Annotated in this window: 17 protein-coding genes and 1 tRNA gene; 11 read left to right on the top strand and 7 right to left on the bottom strand. The window is 71.3% G+C overall.

Translation table 11 applies throughout. The annotated features are described in order from the left end of the window. Positions 1-67 precede the first annotated feature (67 nt). Positions 68-1,276: a benzoate/H(+) symporter BenE family transporter gene (locus G515_RS21355; RefSeq protein WP_211221031.1), complete on the top strand. Its 1,209-nt coding sequence runs from the start codon at positions 68-70 to the stop codon at positions 1,274-1,276. A 10-nt stretch (positions 1,277-1,286) separates the two neighbouring features. After that, on the top strand, positions 1,287-2,705 hold the full coding sequence (locus G515_RS0113205) for an alpha,alpha-trehalose-phosphate synthase (UDP-forming) (RefSeq protein WP_028660513.1): 1,419 nt from the start codon (positions 1,287-1,289) through the stop codon (positions 2,703-2,705). Between the two features lie 17 nt (positions 2,706-2,722). Here the strand turns inward: G515_RS0113205 and G515_RS0113200 are convergent, their stop codons facing one another. Beyond that, positions 2,723-3,484: an IclR family transcriptional regulator gene (locus tag G515_RS0113200; RefSeq protein ID WP_028660512.1), complete on the bottom strand. Its 762-nt coding sequence runs from the start codon at positions 3,482-3,484 to the stop codon at positions 2,723-2,725. Positions 3,485-3,659: 175 nt separating this feature from the next. On the opposite strand from G515_RS0113200, the gene G515_RS21350 reads away from it, so the two are divergent. The 3 genes from G515_RS21350 (at position 3,660) to G515_RS0113185 (ending at position 7,734) form a co-directional block, all read left to right on the top strand. Further along, positions 3,660-5,282 carry an OPT/YSL family transporter gene (locus tag G515_RS21350; RefSeq protein WP_036555521.1) on the top strand — a complete coding sequence of 541 codons (1,623 nt, stop codon included), beginning with the start codon at positions 3,660-3,662 and terminating at the stop codon, positions 5,280-5,282. After that, entirely contained in the window at positions 5,279-6,343 is a 1,065-nt protein-coding gene (locus tag G515_RS0113190) for an S-methyl thiohydantoin desulfurase domain-containing protein (protein WP_028660511.1), read from the top strand. Before G515_RS21350 ends, G515_RS0113190 begins: the two co-directional genes overlap by 4 nt. Before the next feature lie 170 nt (positions 6,344-6,513). Continuing rightward, positions 6,514-7,734 carry an alpha/beta fold hydrolase gene (locus G515_RS0113185; RefSeq protein WP_157571103.1) on the top strand — a complete coding sequence of 407 codons (1,221 nt, stop codon included), beginning with the start codon at positions 6,514-6,516 and terminating at the stop codon, positions 7,732-7,734. 200 nt (positions 7,735-7,934) lie between these two features. On the opposite strand, the gene G515_RS0113180 is transcribed toward G515_RS0113185, so the two are convergent. After that, the gene (locus G515_RS0113180; protein ID WP_028660509.1) at positions 7,935-8,936 is read right to left on the bottom strand and encodes an LLM class F420-dependent oxidoreductase; all 1,002 of its coding nucleotides are present in this window, start codon (positions 8,934-8,936) and stop codon (positions 7,935-7,937) included. A 231-nt stretch (positions 8,937-9,167) separates the two neighbouring features. On the opposite strand from G515_RS0113180, the gene G515_RS0113175 reads away from it, so the two are divergent. Beyond that, the gene (locus G515_RS0113175; RefSeq protein ID WP_028660508.1) at positions 9,168-9,866 is read left to right on the top strand and encodes a uracil-DNA glycosylase; all 699 of its coding nucleotides are present in this window, start codon (positions 9,168-9,170) and stop codon (positions 9,864-9,866) included. 54 nt (positions 9,867-9,920) lie between these two features. On the opposite strand, the gene G515_RS0113170 is transcribed toward G515_RS0113175, so the two are convergent. Beyond that, positions 9,921-10,361 carry a hypothetical protein gene (locus tag G515_RS0113170; RefSeq protein WP_028660507.1) on the bottom strand — a complete coding sequence of 147 codons (441 nt, stop codon included), beginning with the start codon at positions 10,359-10,361 and terminating at the stop codon, positions 9,921-9,923. A 96-nt stretch (positions 10,362-10,457) separates the two neighbouring features. Next, entirely contained in the window at positions 10,458-11,438 is a 981-nt protein-coding gene (locus tag G515_RS0113165; RefSeq protein WP_211221030.1) for an aldo/keto reductase, read from the bottom strand. Positions 11,439-11,496: 58 nt separating this feature from the next. Between G515_RS0113165 and pdxY the strand changes: the two genes are divergently transcribed. Continuing rightward, complete coding sequence (gene pdxY, locus G515_RS0113160) at positions 11,497-12,357, top strand: pyridoxal kinase PdxY (RefSeq protein WP_245565390.1); 861 nt, start codon at positions 11,497-11,499, stop codon at positions 12,355-12,357. A 40-nt stretch (positions 12,358-12,397) separates the two neighbouring features. Here the strand turns inward: pdxY and G515_RS0113155 are convergent, their stop codons facing one another. Next, positions 12,398-12,724, bottom strand: coding sequence for a hypothetical protein (locus G515_RS0113155; RefSeq protein WP_028660504.1), 327 nt, complete (start codon positions 12,722-12,724; stop codon positions 12,398-12,400). Positions 12,725-12,980: 256 nt separating this feature from the next. Further along, positions 12,981-13,053, bottom strand: a tRNA-Thr gene (locus tag G515_RS0113150). A gap of 157 nt (positions 13,054-13,210) precedes the next feature. Between G515_RS0113150 and G515_RS21345 the strand changes: the two genes are divergently transcribed. From G515_RS21345 to G515_RS0113130, 4 genes are all read left to right on the top strand, one after another. Beyond that, positions 13,211-14,419 carry a DUF4032 domain-containing protein gene (locus G515_RS21345; RefSeq protein WP_036555519.1) on the top strand — a complete coding sequence of 403 codons (1,209 nt, stop codon included), beginning with the start codon at positions 13,211-13,213 and terminating at the stop codon, positions 14,417-14,419. A gap of 313 nt (positions 14,420-14,732) precedes the next feature. Next, positions 14,733-15,338, top strand: coding sequence for a TetR family transcriptional regulator (locus G515_RS0113140; protein WP_028660503.1), 606 nt, complete (start codon positions 14,733-14,735; stop codon positions 15,336-15,338). Between the two features lie 133 nt (positions 15,339-15,471). Next, the gene (locus G515_RS0113135; protein WP_028660502.1) at positions 15,472-16,650 is read left to right on the top strand and encodes an acyl-CoA dehydrogenase family protein; all 1,179 of its coding nucleotides are present in this window, start codon (positions 15,472-15,474) and stop codon (positions 16,648-16,650) included. A 16-nt stretch (positions 16,651-16,666) separates the two neighbouring features. Continuing rightward, entirely contained in the window at positions 16,667-17,770 is a 1,104-nt protein-coding gene (locus G515_RS0113130) for an acyl-CoA dehydrogenase family protein (protein WP_028660501.1), read from the top strand. A gap of 147 nt (positions 17,771-17,917) precedes the next feature. On the opposite strand, the gene G515_RS0113125 is transcribed toward G515_RS0113130, so the two are convergent. Then, entirely contained in the window at positions 17,918-19,420 is a 1,503-nt protein-coding gene (locus tag G515_RS0113125; RefSeq protein WP_028660500.1) for a metallophosphoesterase, read from the bottom strand. Position 19,421 lies beyond the last annotated feature (1 nt).

The following is a 19,421-nucleotide window of genomic DNA, read 5'->3' as shown; positions in this document are numbered from 1 at the left end:
GCGTGTACGCCGGCCGTGTGGCCGGCCTCTCGGGACCACCGACCGGGACCGGAACTAGAGTTCCCTGGTGGCCGATCGACACCTGACCCTCGCCGGGGTCACGACCGCGCTGGTGGGCTTCACCAGCTCCTCAGCGGTCGTGCTGGCCGGCCTCCACGCGGTCGGGGCGACCTCGGCCCAGGCTGCCTCGGGGCTGGTCGCGCTCTGTGTCACCCAGGCGGTCGGCATGCTCTGGCTCAGCCACCACCACCGGATGCCGCTGGTCCTCGCCTGGTCGACTCCGGGGGCGGCCCTGCTCGCCAGCAGCGGCGCCGTCTCCGGAGGGTGGGCCGCGGCGGTGGGCGCATTCCTCGTCGTCGGACTGCTCGTCCTGCTCACCGGAGTCTGGTCTCTGCTCGGCCGGCTGGTGACCGCGATCCCCACCGCCCTCGCCCAGGCGATGCTCGCCGGGGTACTGGTCTCGCTCTGCCTGGCCCCGGTCCGCGGGCTCGTCGAGGAACCCGTCCTGGTCGTGCCGGTGGTGCTGGTGTGGCTCGCACTGCTCCGGCTCGCGCCACGCTGGGCCGCCCCGGCCGCCTTCGGGGCCGCACTCCTGGTGCTGGGCCTCGCTGCCGCCCGGGACGGCGGTCTGTCCGGGCCGCTGCTACCGACCCTGGCGCCCGTCGTACCCACCCTCACCTGGGCCTCGGTGCTCGGAGTCGCACTGCCCCTGTACGTCGTCACGATGGCCTCCCAGAACGTGCCGGGTGTCGCCGTCCTGGCCTCCTACGGTTTCCGGGTGCCGTGGCGCTCGAGCATGACGGTCACCGGGCTGGGCACCGTACTGGGCGCCCCCTTCGGCGGGCACGCGATCAACCTGGCGGCGATCACGGCCGCGCTGGCGGCCTCGCCCGAGACCCATCCCGACCCGCGGCAGCGCTGGCGTGCGGTGTGGGTGGCCGGTTGGGTCTACCTCGCCCTGGCGGTCGCGGCCACCGCCCTGACCACCCTGGTCGCCACTGCCCCCGCGGTGTTGGCCGCGGTGGCCGGGCTGGCGCTGTTGCCGACGCTTGCCTCATCCCTGGCCGGTGCGATGGGCGAGGACGCCGCCGGGCACCGCGAGGCCGCCGTGGTCACCTTCGTGGTGGCGGCCAGCGGGGTGACGGTGCTCGGCATCGGAGCGGCCTTCTGGGCCCTCCTCGCCGGGCTGGTGGTGCTCGGGGTGCTCACCCTCGCCCGCCCCCGCCCGGCGTCCTCATCCGTGGAACCCAGCACCGCAGACCACCGGGACGGCTAGGGTCGGGACCGTGCAGTCCGAACTCGTGGTCGTTGCCAATCGCCTCCCGGTCGACCGGGTCACGATGTCGGACGGCACGAGCGGCTGGCGCAAGTCCCCCGGCGGGCTCGTGTCCGCGCTCGAGCCGGTCCTGCGGCGCCAGGACGGCGTGTGGGTCGGTTGGCCCGGCGGCACCGAGTCGGGCCTGGAGCCGTTCGAGGACGACGGCCTCCACCTGGTGCCGGTCTCCCTCTCGGCGCAGGAGGTGGAGGAGTTCTACGAGGGCTTCGCCAACGCCACCCTGTGGCCGCTCTACCACGACGTCGTGGCCAAGCCGGAGTTCCACCGGGAGTGGTGGGACTCCTACCAGTCGATCAACCGCCGCTTCGCGCAGCGATGCGCCGAGGTCGCCGCCGAGGGCGGCACCGTGTGGGTGCAGGACTACCAACTCCAACTCGTCCCGGCGATGCTGCGCGAGCTCCGACCGGACCTGCGGATCGGGTTCTACCTGCACATCCCCTTCCCGCCCTCCGAGCTGTTCCAGCAGCTCCCGTGGCGGCGACAGATCCTCGAAGGACTGCTCGGGGCGGACCTGGTCGGCTTCCAGACCCCCGCGGCCGCCCAGAACTTCGTCCGCCTGGTGCGGCAGCGCGTCGGACACCGCACCCAGCGCAGCCAGGTGCACCTGCCCGACGGCCGCACGGTCCACGCCGCGGCGTACCCCATCTCGATCGACTACGCCGGCTTCGAGGAGCTGGCCCGGTCCGAATCGGTCAATCAGCGCGCCAAGGAGATCCGGCAGATGCTGGGCGATCCGGCGAAGATCTTCCTCGGCGTGGACCGGCTCGACTACACCAAGGGCATCTACGCCCGGCTGCGGGCGTACGGCGAGCTCGTCCGCGAGGGCGAGATCGACGTCGAGGACTCCGTCTTCATCCAGGTGGCCGTGCCCAGCCGCGAACAGGTGGAGCAGTACCGCCTGCTGCGCGACGAGATCGACCGGCTGGTCGGACGGCTCAACGGCGACCTCGGTCAGATCGGTCGCCCCGCGATCGCCTACCTGCACTCCTCCTATCCCCGCGAGGAGATGGCCGCGATGTACCGCGCCGCCGATGTGATGGTCGTGACCCCCTACCGCGACGGCATGAACCTCGTCGCGAAGGAGTACGTCGCCTGCCGGTTCGAGGACGACGGCGCCCTGGTCCTCAGCGAGTTCGCCGGCGCGGCCGAGGAACTCCGACAGGCCTGGCTGGTCAACCCCTATGACCTGAACGGCATGAAGTCCGCGTTCCTCGAGGCCTTCCGCGCCTCCCCCAAGGAGCGGAGCCGACGGATGCGGGCGATGCGCCGCCAGGTCTCCCGCAACGACGTCGCTGCCTGGGCGGCCCGCTTCCTCACCGATCTCGCCGACGTGGGCGCCGGACGCGGCCACGACCTGAACGGCGCCTGACCCACCTCGGCGGTCGGCTACCGACCGTCCGGCCCGCTCACCCAGTAGTCGTCCCCGATGGCCCGTCCGGCCTTTCCCGCGGCGGCACGGACCGCGGCCCCCATCTCGTCCCGAAGCTGGGGAGCCACCTCGTCGGAGGCGATCGCGATCCCGATTCCGTGCACCTGACCGGTCGCCGGATCGCGCACCGCCGCGGAGACGCCGAAGACCCCGTCGACGTACTCACCCCGGGAGTAGGACCAGCCGCGACGTAGGACGATGTCGAGATCCTCGCCCAGTTCCTCGGCCGTCGACGGCGCCGATCCGTAGTCGGCGCCCAGGCGGGGGTCCCCCAGCGCCGTGGCGCGGTCGGAGCGGGACAGGATCGCCCTGCCCATCGAGGTGGCGAAGGCGGGTGCGCGGTAGCCCGGCGGCGTGTGGGCCTGCAGGACGTTGCTGCCCATCCGAAGGAGGAGGACGACGGAGTCCCGCCCGTCCAGCACGTTGACATACCCGGTGTAGCCGGTGGCCGCGACCAGAACCTCGAGGGACTCCTCGAGGACGGCGAGCACACTGCGGGAGCCGCCGGCCACCTGGGCGGCCGAGATCACCAGCGGGGCCGGCCGGTACGCCCGCGAGGAGTCACGGACCAGCAGACCGTGCTTGGCCATCTCACTCAGTGTCCGTGAGGCCGAACTCTTCGGCACGCCCAGCTCCGCGACGACGTCGGAGACCGTGATCTCCCGCCCCCGCGCGACGATCAACTCAAGTACGGCACGGGCGTTGGCGAGCGTGCTCATACCGGTCTCCTTCCACCTCGGACGGCGATCATGACGCATCCGACTCCGCGTCGCGGCCGCAGGGTTGACGTGATGGGGAACCCCACGCACACTGTTCCATATTATTAACTCTGGTTCCAGATTCTTAGACTCACGAGGAAGTGAGCGGTGTCGGACCGGTTCGCAGGGAGATCCCATGACCACCAGCACCGCTGGCCCGACTCGGAACGGTGCCCACCCGCGGGCACTCGCGCCGGCCAACCTCGTGCTCACCGTCCTGCTCAGCTTCTTCGGCGCCATCGTGGGCATCCAGATCCTGGCCACGCTGGGCATCACCCCCGCCACCTCACTGGTCGGAGCCCTCGTCGCGATGGCGCTCGCCCGGGTGCCGATCACCCTGATGCGCGGATTCCGCAGCATCCACGCCCAGAACCTGGCCCAGACCAGCATCTCGTCGGCGACCTTCGGCGCCGCGAACTCGCTCTTCCTACCGATCGGCATCCCGTTCATCTTCGGTGAGCCCGCGCTGATCGTGCCGATGCTCATCGGCGTCTCCTGCGCGATGCTGCTCGATGCGTACCTGCTCTACCGCATGTTCGATTCCACCGCCTTCCCCGCGACCGGCACCTGGCCGCCGGGCGTCGCCGCGGCCGAGGCGATCAAGGCCGGCGACGAGGGTGGCAAGGGCGCCCGCCTACTGGGTCTGGGCCTCGCCGTCGGAGTCGCCGGCGCCGTCTTCTCGCTGCCGATGTCCGCCTTCGGCGTCGCCCTGATCGGCACTCTGGCCGCGATGATCGCCTTCGGCTGCGGCCTCCTGTTCGGCGGATACTCCCTGCCGGTGTTCGGCCTCGACCTCAACGCCCACTACATCCCCCACGGCCTGATGATCGGCGCCGGCGTGGTCGCCCTGATCCAGGTCGGTCGCGCGGTGTCCCGCAAGAGGACGTCGCGTGGCACCCCTCCCGCCGCCGAGCGGGCCGACGGTAGCGCCGGGGCAGGCTCCACCGCCCCCGACCTGAGCCGCTCCCTCGGTCTCGGCTCGGCCGGCTACGTCGCGATCATGATCCTGCTGTGCCTGGGCACCGGCATCTGGACCGACATGTCGGTGCCGATGCTGATCGGCTTCGTGGTGTACGGCGCCGTGGCAGCCTTCGTCCACGAACTCATCGTCGGCATCGCCGCGATGCACTCCGGCTGGTTCCCGGCGTTCGCGGTGGCGCTGATCACCTTGATCATCGGCATGCTGATCGGCTTCCCACCCGAGGCCCTCGTGGTCCTCGCCGGCTTCTCCGCGGCCACCGGTCCCGCCTTCGCGGACATGGGCTACGACCTCAAGGCCGGGCACATGCTGCGCGGGGAGGGCGCCGATCCGCGCTTCGAACTCGAGGGCCGTCGCCAGCAGCTGATCGCCGGGATGATCGGCTTCGTGGTCGCGATCGTCGTGGTCTCGCTCTCCTACCAGTACTTCTTCGACAACGGCATGACGGCGCCGATCGACGCGGCGTACGTCGCCGCCATCGACGCCGGTGTCTCCTCCGACGTTGCGCGGGACCTCCTGCTGTGGGCCGTTCCCGGGGCGCTCCTCCAGCTGATCGGCGGTTCGCGGCGCCAGCTCGGCATCCTGTTCGCCACCGGTCTGCTGATCTCGACCCCCGCGGCCGGTTGGCTGGTCGCGATCGGCCTGGCCGTCCGGGTGCTGGTCCTGCGGTGGCGCGGCCCCGAGGCCAAGTCCGAACTCGAGGTCTTCGCCGGCGGCGCCATCGCCGGTGACGCTCTGTACAGCTTCTTCTCCGGATCCATCAAGGCGGTCATCAAGTGAAACGTGTGCTCTCGTTCGACGACGTGGAGACGGCCGTCCTCGGCGGTGCGATCCTCGGCGGTGGTGGGGGCGGGCTGATCGAGCCCGGCCTCGCCACCGCCCGGCACGCCCTGGCCTCCGGCGCAGTCGAACTCTGGTCGGTCGACGAGTTCGCCCCCGACGTCCTGGCCGCGACGGTCGCCCTGGTGGGAGCCCCGGCCGCACCCGACCCGCAGATGGCCCCAGCCGACATGCTCGCCACGATCCGTGGGCTGGAGCAGACCCTGCCCGCCGGACAGACCCTGGCAGCGATCAACACCAACGAGAACGGCTCCCAGACCACCATCAACGGCTGGTTTCACGCCGCGATGTCCCAGCTTCCGGTCCTCGACCTGGCCTGCAACGGACGCGCCCACCCCACCGGGTCGATGGGGGCCCTGGGCCTCCACCGTGAGGAGGGCTACGTCTCCCGCCAGGCCTACGCCGGTGGCCGGGGCGCCCGGAGGGTCAGCGGCGTCGCCACCGGCTCGCTCCAGGCGGCCGCGGGCGTCGTCCGGCAGGCCTCGATCGAGGCCGGCGGCCTTGTGGCCGTCGCCCGCAACCCGGTCTCCGTGGAGTACGCCGCCACGCACGGCGCGCCCGGTGCGATCTCGGCCGCGATCACGCTCGGGGAGCGCTACCTGGCCGGCGGCGTGGATGCCGCGGTCGCCCATCTGGGTGGCTCGGTGGTCACCCGTGCCCGCGTCCGCGTCGCCGACCTGGAGCAGCGCTCGGGGCTCGACGTCGGCCGGATCGAGCTCGAGGACGGCACCGACCTGGGGGTGGTCAACGAGTACATGACGTTGAACCAGCGCGGCGCCCGGATCGCCGACTTCCCGGACCTGATCATGACCTTCACCGAGGAGGGTCCGATCCCTTCGGCGCACGTGCGGGCGGGCATGGCCATCACCGTCGTCCATGTGCCTGCGGACCGGCTGCTGCTCTCCCGCACCATGTTCATGCCCGAGCTCTACGACGGAGTCGTGGAGCTGCTCGGTGAGGAGTTCGGTCCGCGTCCGGCCGCGCAGGAACCCGCTGCGTGAGCCCCCGTCCGGCGCCGTATCGTCGGGCTGCTCACCGCTGCGTGATCGTTCATGACGGCCTCGCCCGGTGATCCGCGCGACCCGGTGGCCGGAGGTTTGGTGCGCGATGACTGGGCGCGCTCGATGAGCAGCACCCGTGACAGGCGGCGGTGACCGAGGCAGCGAGCGGAATGTCGACCCGCGCGGCGGGTACGCTCATCGGCGAGGCCGGCGGCCCGGGTCATGATGCGGGCGGGGCGGCCACGACCCCCAGGCACCACACCATCGGGAGGCACGTCATCGCGTTGTTCCCTCGTCCCGAGGCGATCCTCAACGCCGTCCGTGCCGCGGCCGGTCACCTCACCGAGGCCCTGGTGTACGGCGGCCTGGCCGACCTGCGCCCGATGCCGCGCACCCTGATCGACGAGGGCCCGCTGCGGGAGGTGTACCGCTATCGGCCCGGCGGGACGACCGCCGCGCACGCCGATCCTGTGGGCGAGCCGGGGATGGACCCAGGCGTCGACCCGGTGCTCCTGGTGGCACCGGTGGCCGCGCCGGCCTTCTGCTACGACCTGCGCCGGGGCTGCTCGCTGGCCGAGCACCTGGTCGACACCGGTCGGCCCACCTATCTGGTCGACTACGAGCGGATCGACCTCCACGGCGGAGATCTCGACCTCGCCCCCTGGGTGGACGACGTCGTCCCCACCGCGGTGGAGAGCGTCTCGGCAGATGCCGGCGGCCGGCCGGTCCACCTGGTCGGCTGGAGCATGGGCGGCATCTTCGCGGCCCTGGGCGCCGCCGACCGCCCCGACCTTCCGATCGGCTCGCTCACCGTGCTGGGCTCCCCGTTCGACCTCGCTTCGGTGCCGATGCTGGCACCGCCGAGCCCGCAGGTTCCCCTGGCCGGAGACCGTCGCCCCCAAGGCCGTCGGTTGTTCGGCGACCTGCCCGGCCCGCTGCTCCGCCGAACCCTGCAACTCGGTCCCGTGGACCGGCTCCTGGGCAGGCCGCTGGCGGTCGCCTCCCATCTGGACGACCCCGACTACCTCGCCCAGCTCGAGGCGGTGGATCGGTTCACCGCGTCCACCACCGCCTACCCCGGTCGCGCCTTCGGCCAGCTCTACCACCGGCTGCTCGGCGGCAGCGAGATCGCCACCGGCCGGGTCGTGCTCGGCGGGCGCACCGTCGCCCTCGCCGACCTCACCGCCCCCACCCTGGTCCTCGCCGGCGCCGGCGACGCGATCACCCCGCTGGACGCCGTGCGTGCCGTCGTACCGCTGCTCGAGGGGGCCCGGGAGGTCCGGCTCGAGGTCGTGCCCGGCGGCCACCTGGGCATGCTCACCGGCCGCGCTGCCCGCACCTCCACCTGGCCCGTCCTCACCACCTGGCTCGACCAGGTCTCCTCCCCCTGACCCGTTGAGTCGGTCCTCCCGGACGGTCGAGTTGGGGGTTGTGGGCGGTCGAGTCGGTCCTCCCGGACCATCGAGTCGGTCCTCCCGAACCATCGAGTCGGTCCTCCCGAACCATCGAGTCGGCCGCGCACGCCCCGCCACTCCGGGAGGCCCGACTCGACCGCCCACAACCCCCAACTCGACCGCCCGGGAAGGCCAACTCAACCGAGGGCGGGAATCACCTGTTGTTCGAAGAGTTCCATCGACGTGCGGTCGTAGGCGGCGTCGGCGAAGTAGGTGATGGCGTAGCCGAGGCCGACCTTCTCCAACTCCCGGAGCTTCTCGGCGACCTGCTCGGGGGTGCCGACGAGGGGGCCCTGGGAGAGGTCGTGGGCGACGCGGGCCGCCCGCTGTGCTCCGGCCGGCCCGGCGAGGTGTTCCTCGAACCAGGCGAGCTTGTCCCGTACGTCGCCCTCGGTCTCGCCGATCACGACGTTGTAGTTGGCACTCCGGGTGATCTCATCGAAGTCCCTGCCCAGGCTCGTGCAGTGCTCACGCAGGATGTCCGACTTGGCCGCGAAGGCCTCGGGCGCTCCGGAGAAGTTGGTGTAGTCGGCGTACTCCGCTGCGATCCGCAACGTGACCTTCTCCCCTCCGCCCGCGATCCACATCGGGATCCGGTTGGTGGGGCTGGTGGTCTGCAGCGGGAGCGGCCGGCAGATCGCCCGATCGACCTGGTAGTGCTTGCCGTCCAGGGTCGCCTCACCCGTCGTCCACGCCTGCCGGAAGATCTGCACGCCCTCGCGCAGTCGGCCCAGACGCTCACCCGGGCTCGGGAAGCCGTAGCCGTAGGCGCGCCACTCGTGCTCGTACCAGCCACCGCCGATGCCCATCTCCACCCGGCCGCCGGAGACATGATCGATGGTGGTCGCGACCTTGGCGAGGTACGTCGGCGGCCGGTAGCTCATGCAGGTGCACATCTGACCCAGGCGGATCCGCGAGGTGGTAGCAGCGAAGGCCGCCATCAGGGTCCAGGCCTCGTGGGTGGCCTCCACCGACGGCTTGGGCACGGTGTGGAAGTGGTCGTAGACCCACAGCGACTCCCACCCGGGGACGGCGTCGGCGCGCTGCGCGAGTTCGTGCATCGTCCGCCACTGGGCCTCCGGGTCGATGCCCGCCAGATCCATCCGCCACCCCTGAGGAATGAAGATCCCGAACCTCATCTGCCTACTCCTTCTCGTGTTGCGAGTGGACCCAGCTCGCCGCCGTCCGGCGGCATGGTCGCGACACTACTGGGCAGGAGGGTTCGTCCACGACGACTTCGCCGCCCTCCTCCGCGAACGGAGCAGTCGGGCGCCCCGAGGCCGCGGTGGCCTCCCCTGAGCCGAGGCGTGGTCGAGCGGGCACGTTCGCCCCGGGCCGCCGGGGGCATGGGCACTGGCTACCCTGCGGCCATGAGCGCACTCGCCGGACTCGTGGACAAGGGGCTGATGGCTCCCGACTGGGCGAAGGCGTTGGCGCCGGTCGAGGACCGGATCGCCCGGATGGGCGGGTTCCTGAGGGAGGAACTCGCCGCCGGCCGCGCCTACCTCCCGGCCGGCGACCACATCTTCCGGGCCTTCCAACGGCCGCTGGCCGAGGTGCGGGTGCTCGTCGTCGGGCAGGACCCCTACCCCACCCCGGGTCACCCCATCGGGCTCTCCTTCGCGGTGGAGTCGCATGTGCGACCGCTGCCCGCCTCGTTGCGCAACATCTACGCCGAGCTCGCCTCCGACCTGGGCCTGGTCCCACCGGAGCACGGCGATCTCACCGCCTGGGCGGATCAGGGGGTGATGCTCCTCAACCGGGTACTCACCGTGCAGCCGGGCGCCCCGGCGTCCCACCGCGGCCGCGGCTGGGAGGAGGTCACGCAGTGCGCGATCGAGGCCTTGGTACGCCGGGGCGGCCCACTGGCCGCGATCCTGTGGGGCCGCGACGCCCAGAGCCTCAAGCCGATGCTGGCCGGCGTCCCGTGGGTGGAGTCGGCGCATCCCTCCCCGCTGTCCGCGCGGCGCGGATTCTTCGGCTCGCGGCCGTTCTCCCGGGTGAACCGACTGCTCCTCGACCAGGGCGGAGCCCCGGTCGACTGGAGCCTGGAGCCGCGGGCCGGCTGACGCCCGCGCCCCTGGTGCGGCCACCCGGCAGCACCGTCGGGAGCGGGCTCGGCCTCAGCGGGCCTGCTGTTCGGTACCCGCCCAGCAGGTGTCGGTCGCGAGGGGCTCGTCCATGCAGAGGCGGAAGTGCACCCAGTTGATGTCCTTCGTGTACAGCCCGTTGCCGTGCCGCTTCCAGTCGGTGAGCTTGCGCTTGCCGCACCCGCCGGCGTTCGGGGTGCTCCGGACCCAGTCCCCCTGCTCATAGGCCCGACCCTGGCCGACCTCGAACCGACTCTGGACGTAGACGCCGCGATCGTCGCACTTCGCGTCGTGGACCCAGCAGGACACCTCATAGGACTGCTCGTCGTCCGAGACGCGCGAGGAGCAGCTGTAGTCCCCGCGCGAGTTGCCGTCCTTGGCGTGCTGGGTCTGCTCCCAGGCCCAGGCCGCACTCGTGGAGACGACGACCAGCACCAGGGCCCCGGTCAGTCCGATCAGCAATCTCCTGAGCATCTGTTTCCTCGCTGCGTTCGGTGACGAATGGTCACCGCAAGATAGCCGACGACCGCCCGGGGCGTGAGCGGCGACCGCAGTACGGCGGTCTGGGGCTCAGAGTGACCCGTCGGAAGACGTCCCGGAGGTGATTGAGTCCAGTTCGACGAGGTCCTCGGGGGTGGGCTCCCAGCTGAGGGCCTGGGCGTTGGTGCGCACCTGATCGGCGGTGGTGACCCCGGAGATCACGGATCCGACGGCCGGCTGTGCGGCCAGCCCCGAGATCGCGACGTCGACCGGACGGAGGCCGCGTGCCGCGGCGTACGCCTCGAGCGCCTCGATGGTGTCCCAGTCCGCGTCGGCCAGCCAGGAGGCGCCTCGGGAGTCCAGCGCGATCCGGGTCCCCTCCGGGGCGTCCTGCCCGCGCCGATACTTGCCGGTGAGCAGGCCGTACTCCAGGGGGAAGAACGGCAGGATCCCCACGCCGAACCGCTCTGCCGCGGGCGCCACCTCGTCCTCGATGCTGCGGTCCAGGAGCGAGTAGCGGTTCTGCACCGACACGAACCGCTCGAACCCGGCGGTGCGCGCCGTCCAGTCGGCGTCGGCGAGTTGCCAGCCGGCGAAGTTGGAGCAGCCGAGGTAAGAGATCTTGCCCTCGCGCACCAGGTCGGTGAGGACGCCGAGCGATTCCTCGATCGGCGTGACGGGGTCGAAGCGGTGCATCTGGAACAGGTCGATGCGGTCGGTCCGGAGCCGGCGCAGGCTGGCCTCCACCGCCCGGCGCAGGTAGTGCCGCGAGCCGCGGGCACCGAAGTCGGGCCCGTTCGCACGCCCGACCGGGAGCCCGGCCTTGGTGGCCACCACGAAGTGCTCGCGCTGGCCGGCGATCGCCTCCCCGATCATCTCCTCCGAGGCACCCGGGGCGATCCCGTAACTGTCCGCGGTGTCGAGCAGGGTGATCCCGGTGTCGCGGGCGGCGCCGAGGATGTCGCGGACCCCGTCGAGGTCGACGCGTCGGGAGAAGGCGTTGCAGCCGATCCCCACCGCGCTCACCATCAGTCCGGAATCACCCAGCGGCCGGTAGCTCATCGTGCTCATGCCACCATCAGACCACCCGACCGGGCCGAGACCGGCGACGCCCCCGAGCGGTCCTACTATGACGACTGTGCAGATCCTCTCGATCCAGTCCTCGGTCGCCTACGGTCACGCCGGCAACTCCGCCGCGGTCTTCCCGCTGCAGCGGCTCGGTCACGAGGTCTACCCGGTGCTGACGGTCCACTTCTCCAACCACACCGGGTACGGCGCCACCCGCGGTCCGCTGCTGGCCCCCGCCGACGTCGCGGAGGTCCTGCTCGGGGTCGAGGAGCGGGGCGCCTTCCCGCAGATCGGCGCCGTGCTGTCGGGTTACCAGGGCGACCCATCGATGGGCGCGGTCGTGCTGGACGCGGTGGCCCGGGTGAAGGCGGCCAACCCGGAGGCCGTCTACTGCTGCGACCCGGTGATGGGCGATGTCGGCCGCGGTTTCTTCGTCAAGGAGGGCATCCCGGAGTTCATGCGGGACCAGGTCGTCCCGGCCGCCGACATCATCACGCCCAACCACTGGGAGCTGGACTTCCTCGCCGGCCGCACCACGACGACCCACGCCGAGGTGCTCGACGCCGTGGACGCCGTCCGCGCGACCGGGCCCTCCGACGTACTGGTCACCAGCGTGCTCACCTCGGACGTCGCCGAGGGCAGCCTGGACATGATCGCCGTCTCCGACGCGGGCGCCTGGGCGGTCACGACCCCGCTGCTCCCGCTCACCGCCAAGGGTGGTGGTGATGTCACCACCGCGCTCTACCTGGCTCACCTCGGCGGCGGGGCCACCCCTGCCGAAGCACTCGCCAAGGTCGCCTCCACGATGTACGCCGTCCTCTCGGCCACCGTCGAGGCCGGGCGTGAGGAGATGGCTCTGATCGGCGCCCAGGACGCGATCGCGAACCCGCCCGAGAACTTCCCGGTCCGTCGGCTGCGCTGAGCCCGACCCGTCCGGGGCGGGCCCGCGATCTCGATCTGGCTCAGTCCTGATCGAGGTCGATCTTGTTGCCCTCCGGATCGAACACGTCGCCCAGCGGATCCCAACCGAGCGCGATCTCGGACTCCTCGTCCGGTGTCGCCATGTAGTTGGCATCCATCAGGGACTCGGCGATGCCCAGCACCATGTCGACCGCGTCGCCCAACCGGGTCTCGCCCACGCCCGTGGAGAACTCCACGATGTGCGCCTTGTCAGCCACCTTCCCGTGCTGGAAGTGCACCATCCAGCCGTCCGGGCAGGTCACGTTCATCTCGGGCTGATCGAGGTCGAAGTCCAGCTCCACCCCGTCGGTCTCGTCCTGCTCGCTCATCGCGCCTCCTCGTGTGTGCGACTCGACCGTATGCGCTGGGCGCCGGTCGCACCACCGAACATGCCCGGCGATGCGCCCGTACGCCCGTCGGGCTCGTCACACCTCGTCGCCCGCAGCGTTCGCTCGGGATCCGGTTGAGCACCTGCCCGGGCGCACCCGTCCTCCACCCCGAGGCCACCCCACTCGAGAGGGCGCCGTGCGCCCCGTCCTCCGGCACGGCCGTGAGGACACGCTCGCGCCGTCGGACGGCCCCGCGAGCCGGTGACAGGAATCGAACCCGCGACCCTCTTATTACAAGTAAGACGCTCTACCAACTGAGCTACACCGGCGTGCCTGAGAGGCGCCGCCATCCTAGACGTAGCCCGCCGCTGGCCCCGACCCCCGGGCGGTTCTGGCGACAGCGACGTGGCGCAGGAACACCCGCCCGCGACGCCCTGGCAAGCGCGCAGCAGGCGTGATCGATCGGTGGTTCCCTAAGGTTGGCCCATGGCGCTGCGCATCGTGGCGACCAGGCCGGAGCCGGCGACCTTCGGCCTGCCCTGGTCCACCCCGCTGACGGACTGGCCGGAGACTCCGATCGGGGTCGTCGTGCCGAGCCGGCTGGGGCTCTCGCGACACGTGGTGCGAATGATCCGCGTGGCCGACCGGCTGTTCGCGGTCAAGGAGACGACCGACCACTTCGCGTTCCGCGAATACCGGATGTTGCGCGACCTGCATCGGATGTCGCTGCCGGCGGTCACCCCCCAGGCGGTCGTGACGGGGCGCAAGGATGAGAAGGGGGAGGACCTTCCGGCCGTGCTGATGACCGAGCGACTGGCGTACTCGCTCCCCTACCGCAGCATCTTCGAGCACGGGCCCGGCGGCGCGACCCTGGAGAAACTCGTGGACGCACTGGTGGTGCTGCTCGTGCGTCTCCACCTGGCGGACTTCTACTGGGGGGACGTGTCCCTCTCGAACGTGCTCTTCCGCCGCGACGCGGGCGGGTACGCCGCCTACCTGGTCGACGCGGAGACCGGTGAGCTCAAGGACCCGCTCTCCGATCGGTTGCGCGAGCACGACGTCACGGTGGGCTGCGAGAACGTGTTCGCCGAACTGCTCGACCTCGCCGCGGGGGCCGGCGCGGAGGTGGACGCGATGGCGGTGATCGAGAGGATCCGGAGGCGCTACGACAGCCTCTGGGACGAACTCACCGGCGAGGAGTACGTCGGCGCGGACGAGCTGTGGCGCGTCGAGCGCCGGGTCGAGCGGCTCAACGACCTCGGCTTCGACGTCGACGAACTCGATCTCGTCACCGATGTGGACGGAGAACAGATCCGGATCACCCCCAGGGTGGTCGAGCTCGGTCATCACCGCCGCGAACTGCGCGAGCTGACCGGCCTGGAGGTCGAGGACGCCCAGGCGCGCCACCTGCTCAACGACCTGGCGTCCTACACCGCCGCCCACGAGCTCGGGCGACTGCCCCGGGGAGTGGTCGCCGCCCGCTGGTTGAGCGAGGTCTACGACCCGATCACGAGGATGATCCCGGCCGACCAGAGCGAGAAGATGCAGGCGGCACAGATCTTCCACGAGGTGCTGACGCACCGCCGGCAGCTCTCCGAGCAGGCTGGCTTCGAGGTCGAGATCTTCGATGCCGCCCGCTCCTACGTCGACTCCGTCTTCCCGCACCGCCCCAGCACCGACCTCGGAGCCGGCTGACCCGACTGCACCACCTCGAGCGTGCGGCGCACGGGCCGTGTGGTCCTTGACACAGTCCGCCGGGTGCAGTTGGCTCCGCAAACGAGAACTCGTTCTCCCTCTCGGCCGCATCGAGCGGCGACGAGCGAGCCAGGAGCCGCCCCGTGAGTCTGTCCGACCTTCCCGTCGAGGTGTTCGCACAGGGTCGACGCCGCGCGCGGCCGATCTCCGGCGCCCACCGCAGGCAGGATCAGCGGGACAGTAGAGTGCCCGCTCACCCCACCAGCATCACGCGCCACATCGGTGCGGAGTCGTCCCCAGAAGGGAGCAGGGCATGACCGACCAGATCGTGACCCGCCGTACCCCCGAGGCCCGGGCGTTCCGCGCCGAGCGTGTGATCGAGGTGGCCACCGAGCTCGCCACCGAGGGCGGGTACGACGGGGTCCAGATGCGCGAGGTGGCCCGGCGAGCACCGGTCGCGCTGGCCACGCTCTACCGGTACTACCCCTCCAAGGACGAACTGCTCCGGGCCGCCATCGGCGCCCAGCTCGAGGCGCTCGAGAGCGACATCACCCGCCGCCCGCCACGCCAGCACTCCGCCTCCGGACGCGCGGCCGAGGCCTTCATCCGTGCCTTCCACGCGATGGGGCGCAGCCGCGGCTTCGCCCACGCCGCGATGAGCTCCTTCCAGACGCCGCGCCCGCTCCAGCTCGACCCGGAGGGCGAGCCCCGGCCCAAGTCCACCCGGTTCAGCGAGATCGCCACCCTGGCGGCCTGGGGCGTCGACCACCACCCCACTTCCGATCAGCGCAAGGCGCTGGCCGTCCTCGAGTCGCTCTGGGTCTCCAGCGTGATCGACTGGCTCAACGGTCAGCTGACCGCCTCCTACGTCGACTCCCAGCTCCGGTTCGCCGCCGATCGCCTCCTGGACGAGTCCTGATCCGCACCGCCCCTTGACATGAGCTGCGTCACAGCACGAAGCTGTCCCCGCGCTCGCGAGAACGTGTTCTAGTTGCTGCCTGGTGGGGACCGACCGAGTCGCGCACGCCCGCCCGGCCCAGGAGAGGATCCCCATGCCCATCGATGAGTTCCGGGCGAAGGCCCGGGCGTGGCTCGAGGCCAACGCCAAGCCCTACGACGAGGCCGACGAGTACCACTTCTCCCTCGAGGAGTCCAAGCGGTTCCAGAAGGCCCTCTGGGATGCCGGCCTGGCCGGCATCACCTGGCCCAAGGAGTACGGCGGCCAGGGGCTCGGCGCCGCGGAGCAGGTCGCCTTCAACCAGGAGGCCGCCGACTTCGCCCTGCCGACCGGTCCGTTCGTGATCGGTCTCGGGATGCCCGCGCCCACCATCATGGAGCTGGGCACCGAGGAGATGAAGAAGCGTCACCTCCCGAAGATGGTCTCCGGTGAGGAGATCTGGTGCCAGCTCTTCTCTGAGCCCAGCGGCGGCTCGGACGTCGCCTCGCTGCGCACCACTGCGAAGCGCACCGAGAACGGCTGGGTGATCAACGGCCAGAAGGTCTGGACCACCGGCGCGCAGTTCTCCGACTTCGGAGCGATCATCGCCCGCACCGACCCCGAGGCCCCCAAGCACCAGGGCATCACCATGTTCGTGGTCGACATGCACCACCCCGGCGTCACGGTCCGACCCCTCAAGGTCGCCACCGGGGACTCCCCGTTCAACGAGGTCTTCTTCGACGACGTCGAGGTCCCGGCGGACGCCGTGATCGGTGAGGTCAACCGGGGCTGGCAGGCCTCGGTCATCATGCTGCGCAACGAGCGGGTCACCATCGGCGCCAGCGGTCGCTCGCGGGCGAGCGTGCTCAGCTTCGAGACCCTCGCCGACCTGGCCGGCGAGCGCGGCCTGACCGAGGACCCCTCGGTCCGTCGTACCCTCGCCGAGCTCTACGCCAAGGAGAACTCCACCCGTGCCTTCGGCCGCCTGCTGCACGAGCGGGCGACCTCCGGCATCCCGATCGGCGCCGCCGGCTCGGCGGCCAAGCTGGCCGGTGCGGAGCTCCACCTGTGGACGGCCGAGGCCGTGCAGGAGGTCTTCGGACCGCTGTACGCCAGCGGCGACCCGGAACTGGTCGGCGTCGTGAAGGGGGCGCTCGGCGCCCCGGGCAACGCCACCGCCGGAGGCACCAACGAGATCCAGCGCAACATCATCGCCGAGCGGGTGCTCGGCCTCCCCAAGGATCCCGGGGTCGACCGCAACCTCCCGTTCAACCAGATCCGCTTCGGCAACTGACGCCCCAGGAGTCCCCATGAGCCTTCTCTTCAACGACGAGCAGGATGCGCTCCACGACGCCGTGCGGCGCTTCGTCGAGCAGCACAGCCCGATGACCAAGGTCCGCGAGGTGATCGGGTCCGACGCCTCCTTCGACCCCACCGTGTGGCGCCGTCTCACCGACGACCTCGGCCTGGCCGGCCTGGCCATCCCGGTCGAGTACGGCGGTGCGGGCGCCACCCTCGCCGACGTGTCCGCGGCGTACCGTCCCCTCGGCGCCGGCCTGGTGCCCTCCCCGCTGCTGGCCTCGGCCGTGCTGGCCGCAGGACTCCTGCTGGCACTGGACGACGAGGCGGCCAAGAAGGAGTGGCTGCCCCAACTCGCCGCCGGCGAGCTGATCGGCTCGGTCGCGATCAGCGAGCCCGGCAACCGCAGCTGGGTGCCCGCCGAGCTCTCCACCCGGGCGGTCGCCACCGCCGAGGGGAGCCGACTCACCGGCACCAAGGTCGCCGTGCTCAACGGCGCCGACGCGGACGTGCTGCTGGTGATCGCCAGCGGCGACCAGGGGGCCGGAGTGCACCTGGTCCGCCGTGACGCCGAGGGCCTCACCGTCACCGCCACCAAGGGCGTCGACCTGGTCCGCGGCGTGGCGACGGTCACGATGCAGGACACCCCGGCCACCCCCCTCTCCGGGGACGGTCTGGCCGCGCTCGACAAGACCCTGGACCTGGTCAACGTCGTGGTCGCGTCCGAGCAGGTCGGCGCCATGGAGCGCCTCTTGGAGTTGACCGCCACCTACGCCAAGGAGCGCTACTCCTTCGGCCAGCCGATCGGCGCCTACCAGGGCGTGAAGCACCCGGTGGCCAACATGTTCACCTCCCTGTCCCTGGTGGACGCCTCCCTGCGGGAGACCGTCGAGGAGGGGCAGGACGACGTGCGCGCCGCCGCCGCGGCCACCCGGGTGCTGGCCAACCAGGCCTACGTCGTCGCCTCCCGCGACACCATGCTGATGCACGGCGGGATCGGGTTCACCTGGGAGCACGACGCCCACCTGTACGCCAAGAACGCGATGGCCGACAACGTCCTGTTCGGCACCACCGAGGAGCAGTTGGACCGGCTCGCCGCCACCGTCCTGGACTGAGCGACCTCCCCGGGCCCCGTCCGCTCGGCCATGCTGGCCGAGCGAACGGGGCTTCTCCATGTCCGCCGCGTCTCGAGTCGGCCACCGGCGAGGATCGCGGGATCTCGGGCCCGCTAAGAACCCCGACCACGCCCGATCGGCGCCGGATCACTCCGGGCGGGAGAGCTCGACGTAGTCGTCCACGGTGAAGACACCGTTGGTCTGCAGTTCGACCGGCTGGATGCCGACCGGGCGGCCGTCCCGATAGGTGATCAGGGTGACCTCGGCCTGGCGCCGCGGCTTGCTGCCGAGCGCCACGGCGTACGCCGCACCACCGGTGGTGCCGTTGGTGTAGGTCCAGCCGGGCTCCTCGCCCTCGCCGGCGACCTTGGTGGGACCGACCTGCACGTGCAGGTGACCACCGACCACCAGGTCGGCGCACCCGCGGCGCAACGTCTCCTTGCCGAGGTTGGCGTCGTGCAGCAGCAGGGTGCCGACCCGGCCCTCCTCACACGCGGCGTCCGCCAGTCGGTCGCCGACCTCGGTGAAGGAGAGGCCGCCCTCGTCGCGCCAGTTGCCCAGCCCGCTGGACCGCGGGTCGGGGACGCCGAGCAGCGTGCTCTCCCCCGGCCCCTCGACGATCTCGCCGTCCAGCATCGTCCAGCCCTTGTCGGCCAGGTCCTGGCCGACGAAGTCGCCGTGGTCGTGGTTGCCGGTGACGGCGTACCGGTCGAAGTCGTGGAAGGCGGCGTCCAGCGAGTCGAGGCTGAACCCCTCCCATTCGGCTCCGGTGGAGGTGTCATCGCCGGCGTCGAAGACGGCGGTGGCGCCGCCGGCGTCGGCGACCGCCCGAGCCACCTGGTCCATCCCGATGTTGTCGTGCCGGTCGCTCACCAGCAGCACGACAATCTCGTCCTCGGCCGGTTCGCGCAGGGGGAGGTCTGCTGCCGCCTCGGCCGCGTCACCGTAGAAGACCTTGGACTTGTCGTAGGTGTCGACTGCCGAGGTGATCAACCGCTGGGTCTGGTCGGTGGTCACGTCACCGCGCACCTCGACGGGCACGAGTTCCTCGGGCACGGGCACCTCGGGGCCCAGGAAGGTCGCCAGCGGCTCCCACTCCCCCGCGACCGGCTCCTCGCCGTCCGGGCTCCAGGGCTGCCAGATGACCACGCCGAGCGCTGCGGCGGTGAGCACCGCGACCCCTCCACGCACCGAGGGTGTGGGGTCGAGGAGTTCGCGTCGCCGGGCCGCGCCCAGCAGCGCCCACACCAGCACCGGGATGGCGGCGATCGCGGCGCCCCGCAGAAGTGCGGAGACCGCCATCTCCTCGACGGCGCCCTGCACGGCGTGCACGGGTCCCTCCGGCGAGCCCGCCAGGTAGGCGTACCGCTGGAGCAGCGCTCCGGTGCTGTCCGCGTCGGTCTTGCCGAGCGTGATGTCGACCCCGATCGGCGAGCCGGAGTCGATCCGGACGTCGGGCAGGACCGGCCCCGACTCGAGCACGACCTTGCCGGAGAACGTCGGCTGCAGCACCGCATCGTGGCTGGCCACGTTGATCTCGCGGTCGGTGTGCAGGAAGACGAGCACCGCCGAGGCGAGTGCGAGGACGACCCAGACCCCGACGTAGGTCAGGACCCGAGCCCAGGTGGGCAGAGTTGTCGGCCGAGCCATC

This window comes from Nocardioides insulae DSM 17944, assembly GCF_000422825.1.
Classification (GTDB): domain Bacteria; phylum Actinomycetota; class Actinomycetes; order Propionibacteriales; family Nocardioidaceae; genus Nocardioides; species Nocardioides insulae.
Note: the sequence above shows the minus strand (reverse complement) of the source record. Positions and strands in the feature narration are given on the sequence as shown.

Bases quoted from the DNA above. Each gene is read 5' to 3' on its own strand.
- G515_RS21345 (WP_036555519.1), top strand. From the start codon at position 13,211: ATGGCGCTGCGCATCGTGGCGACCAGGCCGGAGCCGGCGACCTTCGGC.
- G515_RS0113185 (WP_157571103.1), top strand. From the start codon at position 6,514: ATGTCGACCCGCGCGGCGGGTACGCTCATCGGCGAGGCCGGCGGCCCG.
- G515_RS0113155 (WP_028660504.1), bottom strand. From the start codon at position 12,724: ATGAGCGAGCAGGACGAGACCGACGGGGTGGAGCTGGACTTCGACCTC.
- G515_RS0113165 (WP_211221030.1), bottom strand. From the start codon at position 11,438: ATGAGCACGATGAGCTACCGGCCGCTGGGTGATTCCGGACTGATGGTG.
- G515_RS0113180 (WP_028660509.1), bottom strand. From the start codon at position 8,936: ATGAGGTTCGGGATCTTCATTCCTCAGGGGTGGCGGATGGATCTGGCG.
- G515_RS21350 (WP_036555521.1), top strand. From the start codon at position 3,660: ATGACCACCAGCACCGCTGGCCCGACTCGGAACGGTGCCCACCCGCGG.
- G515_RS0113140 (WP_028660503.1), top strand. From the start codon at position 14,733: ATGACCGACCAGATCGTGACCCGCCGTACCCCCGAGGCCCGGGCGTTC.
- G515_RS0113175 (WP_028660508.1), top strand. From the start codon at position 9,168: ATGAGCGCACTCGCCGGACTCGTGGACAAGGGGCTGATGGCTCCCGAC.
- G515_RS0113200 (WP_028660512.1), bottom strand. From the start codon at position 3,484: ATGAGCACGCTCGCCAACGCCCGTGCCGTACTTGAGTTGATCGTCGCG.
- pdxY (WP_245565390.1), top strand. From the start codon at position 11,497: ATGACGACTGTGCAGATCCTCTCGATCCAGTCCTCGGTCGCCTACGGT.
- G515_RS0113135 (WP_028660502.1), top strand. From the start codon at position 15,472: ATGCCCATCGATGAGTTCCGGGCGAAGGCCCGGGCGTGGCTCGAGGCC.
- G515_RS0113125 (WP_028660500.1), bottom strand. From the start codon at position 19,420: ATGGCTCGGCCGACAACTCTGCCCACCTGGGCTCGGGTCCTGACCTAC.
- G515_RS0113170 (WP_028660507.1), bottom strand. From the start codon at position 10,361: ATGCTCAGGAGATTGCTGATCGGACTGACCGGGGCCCTGGTGCTGGTC.
- G515_RS0113130 (WP_028660501.1), top strand. From the start codon at position 16,667: ATGAGCCTTCTCTTCAACGACGAGCAGGATGCGCTCCACGACGCCGTG.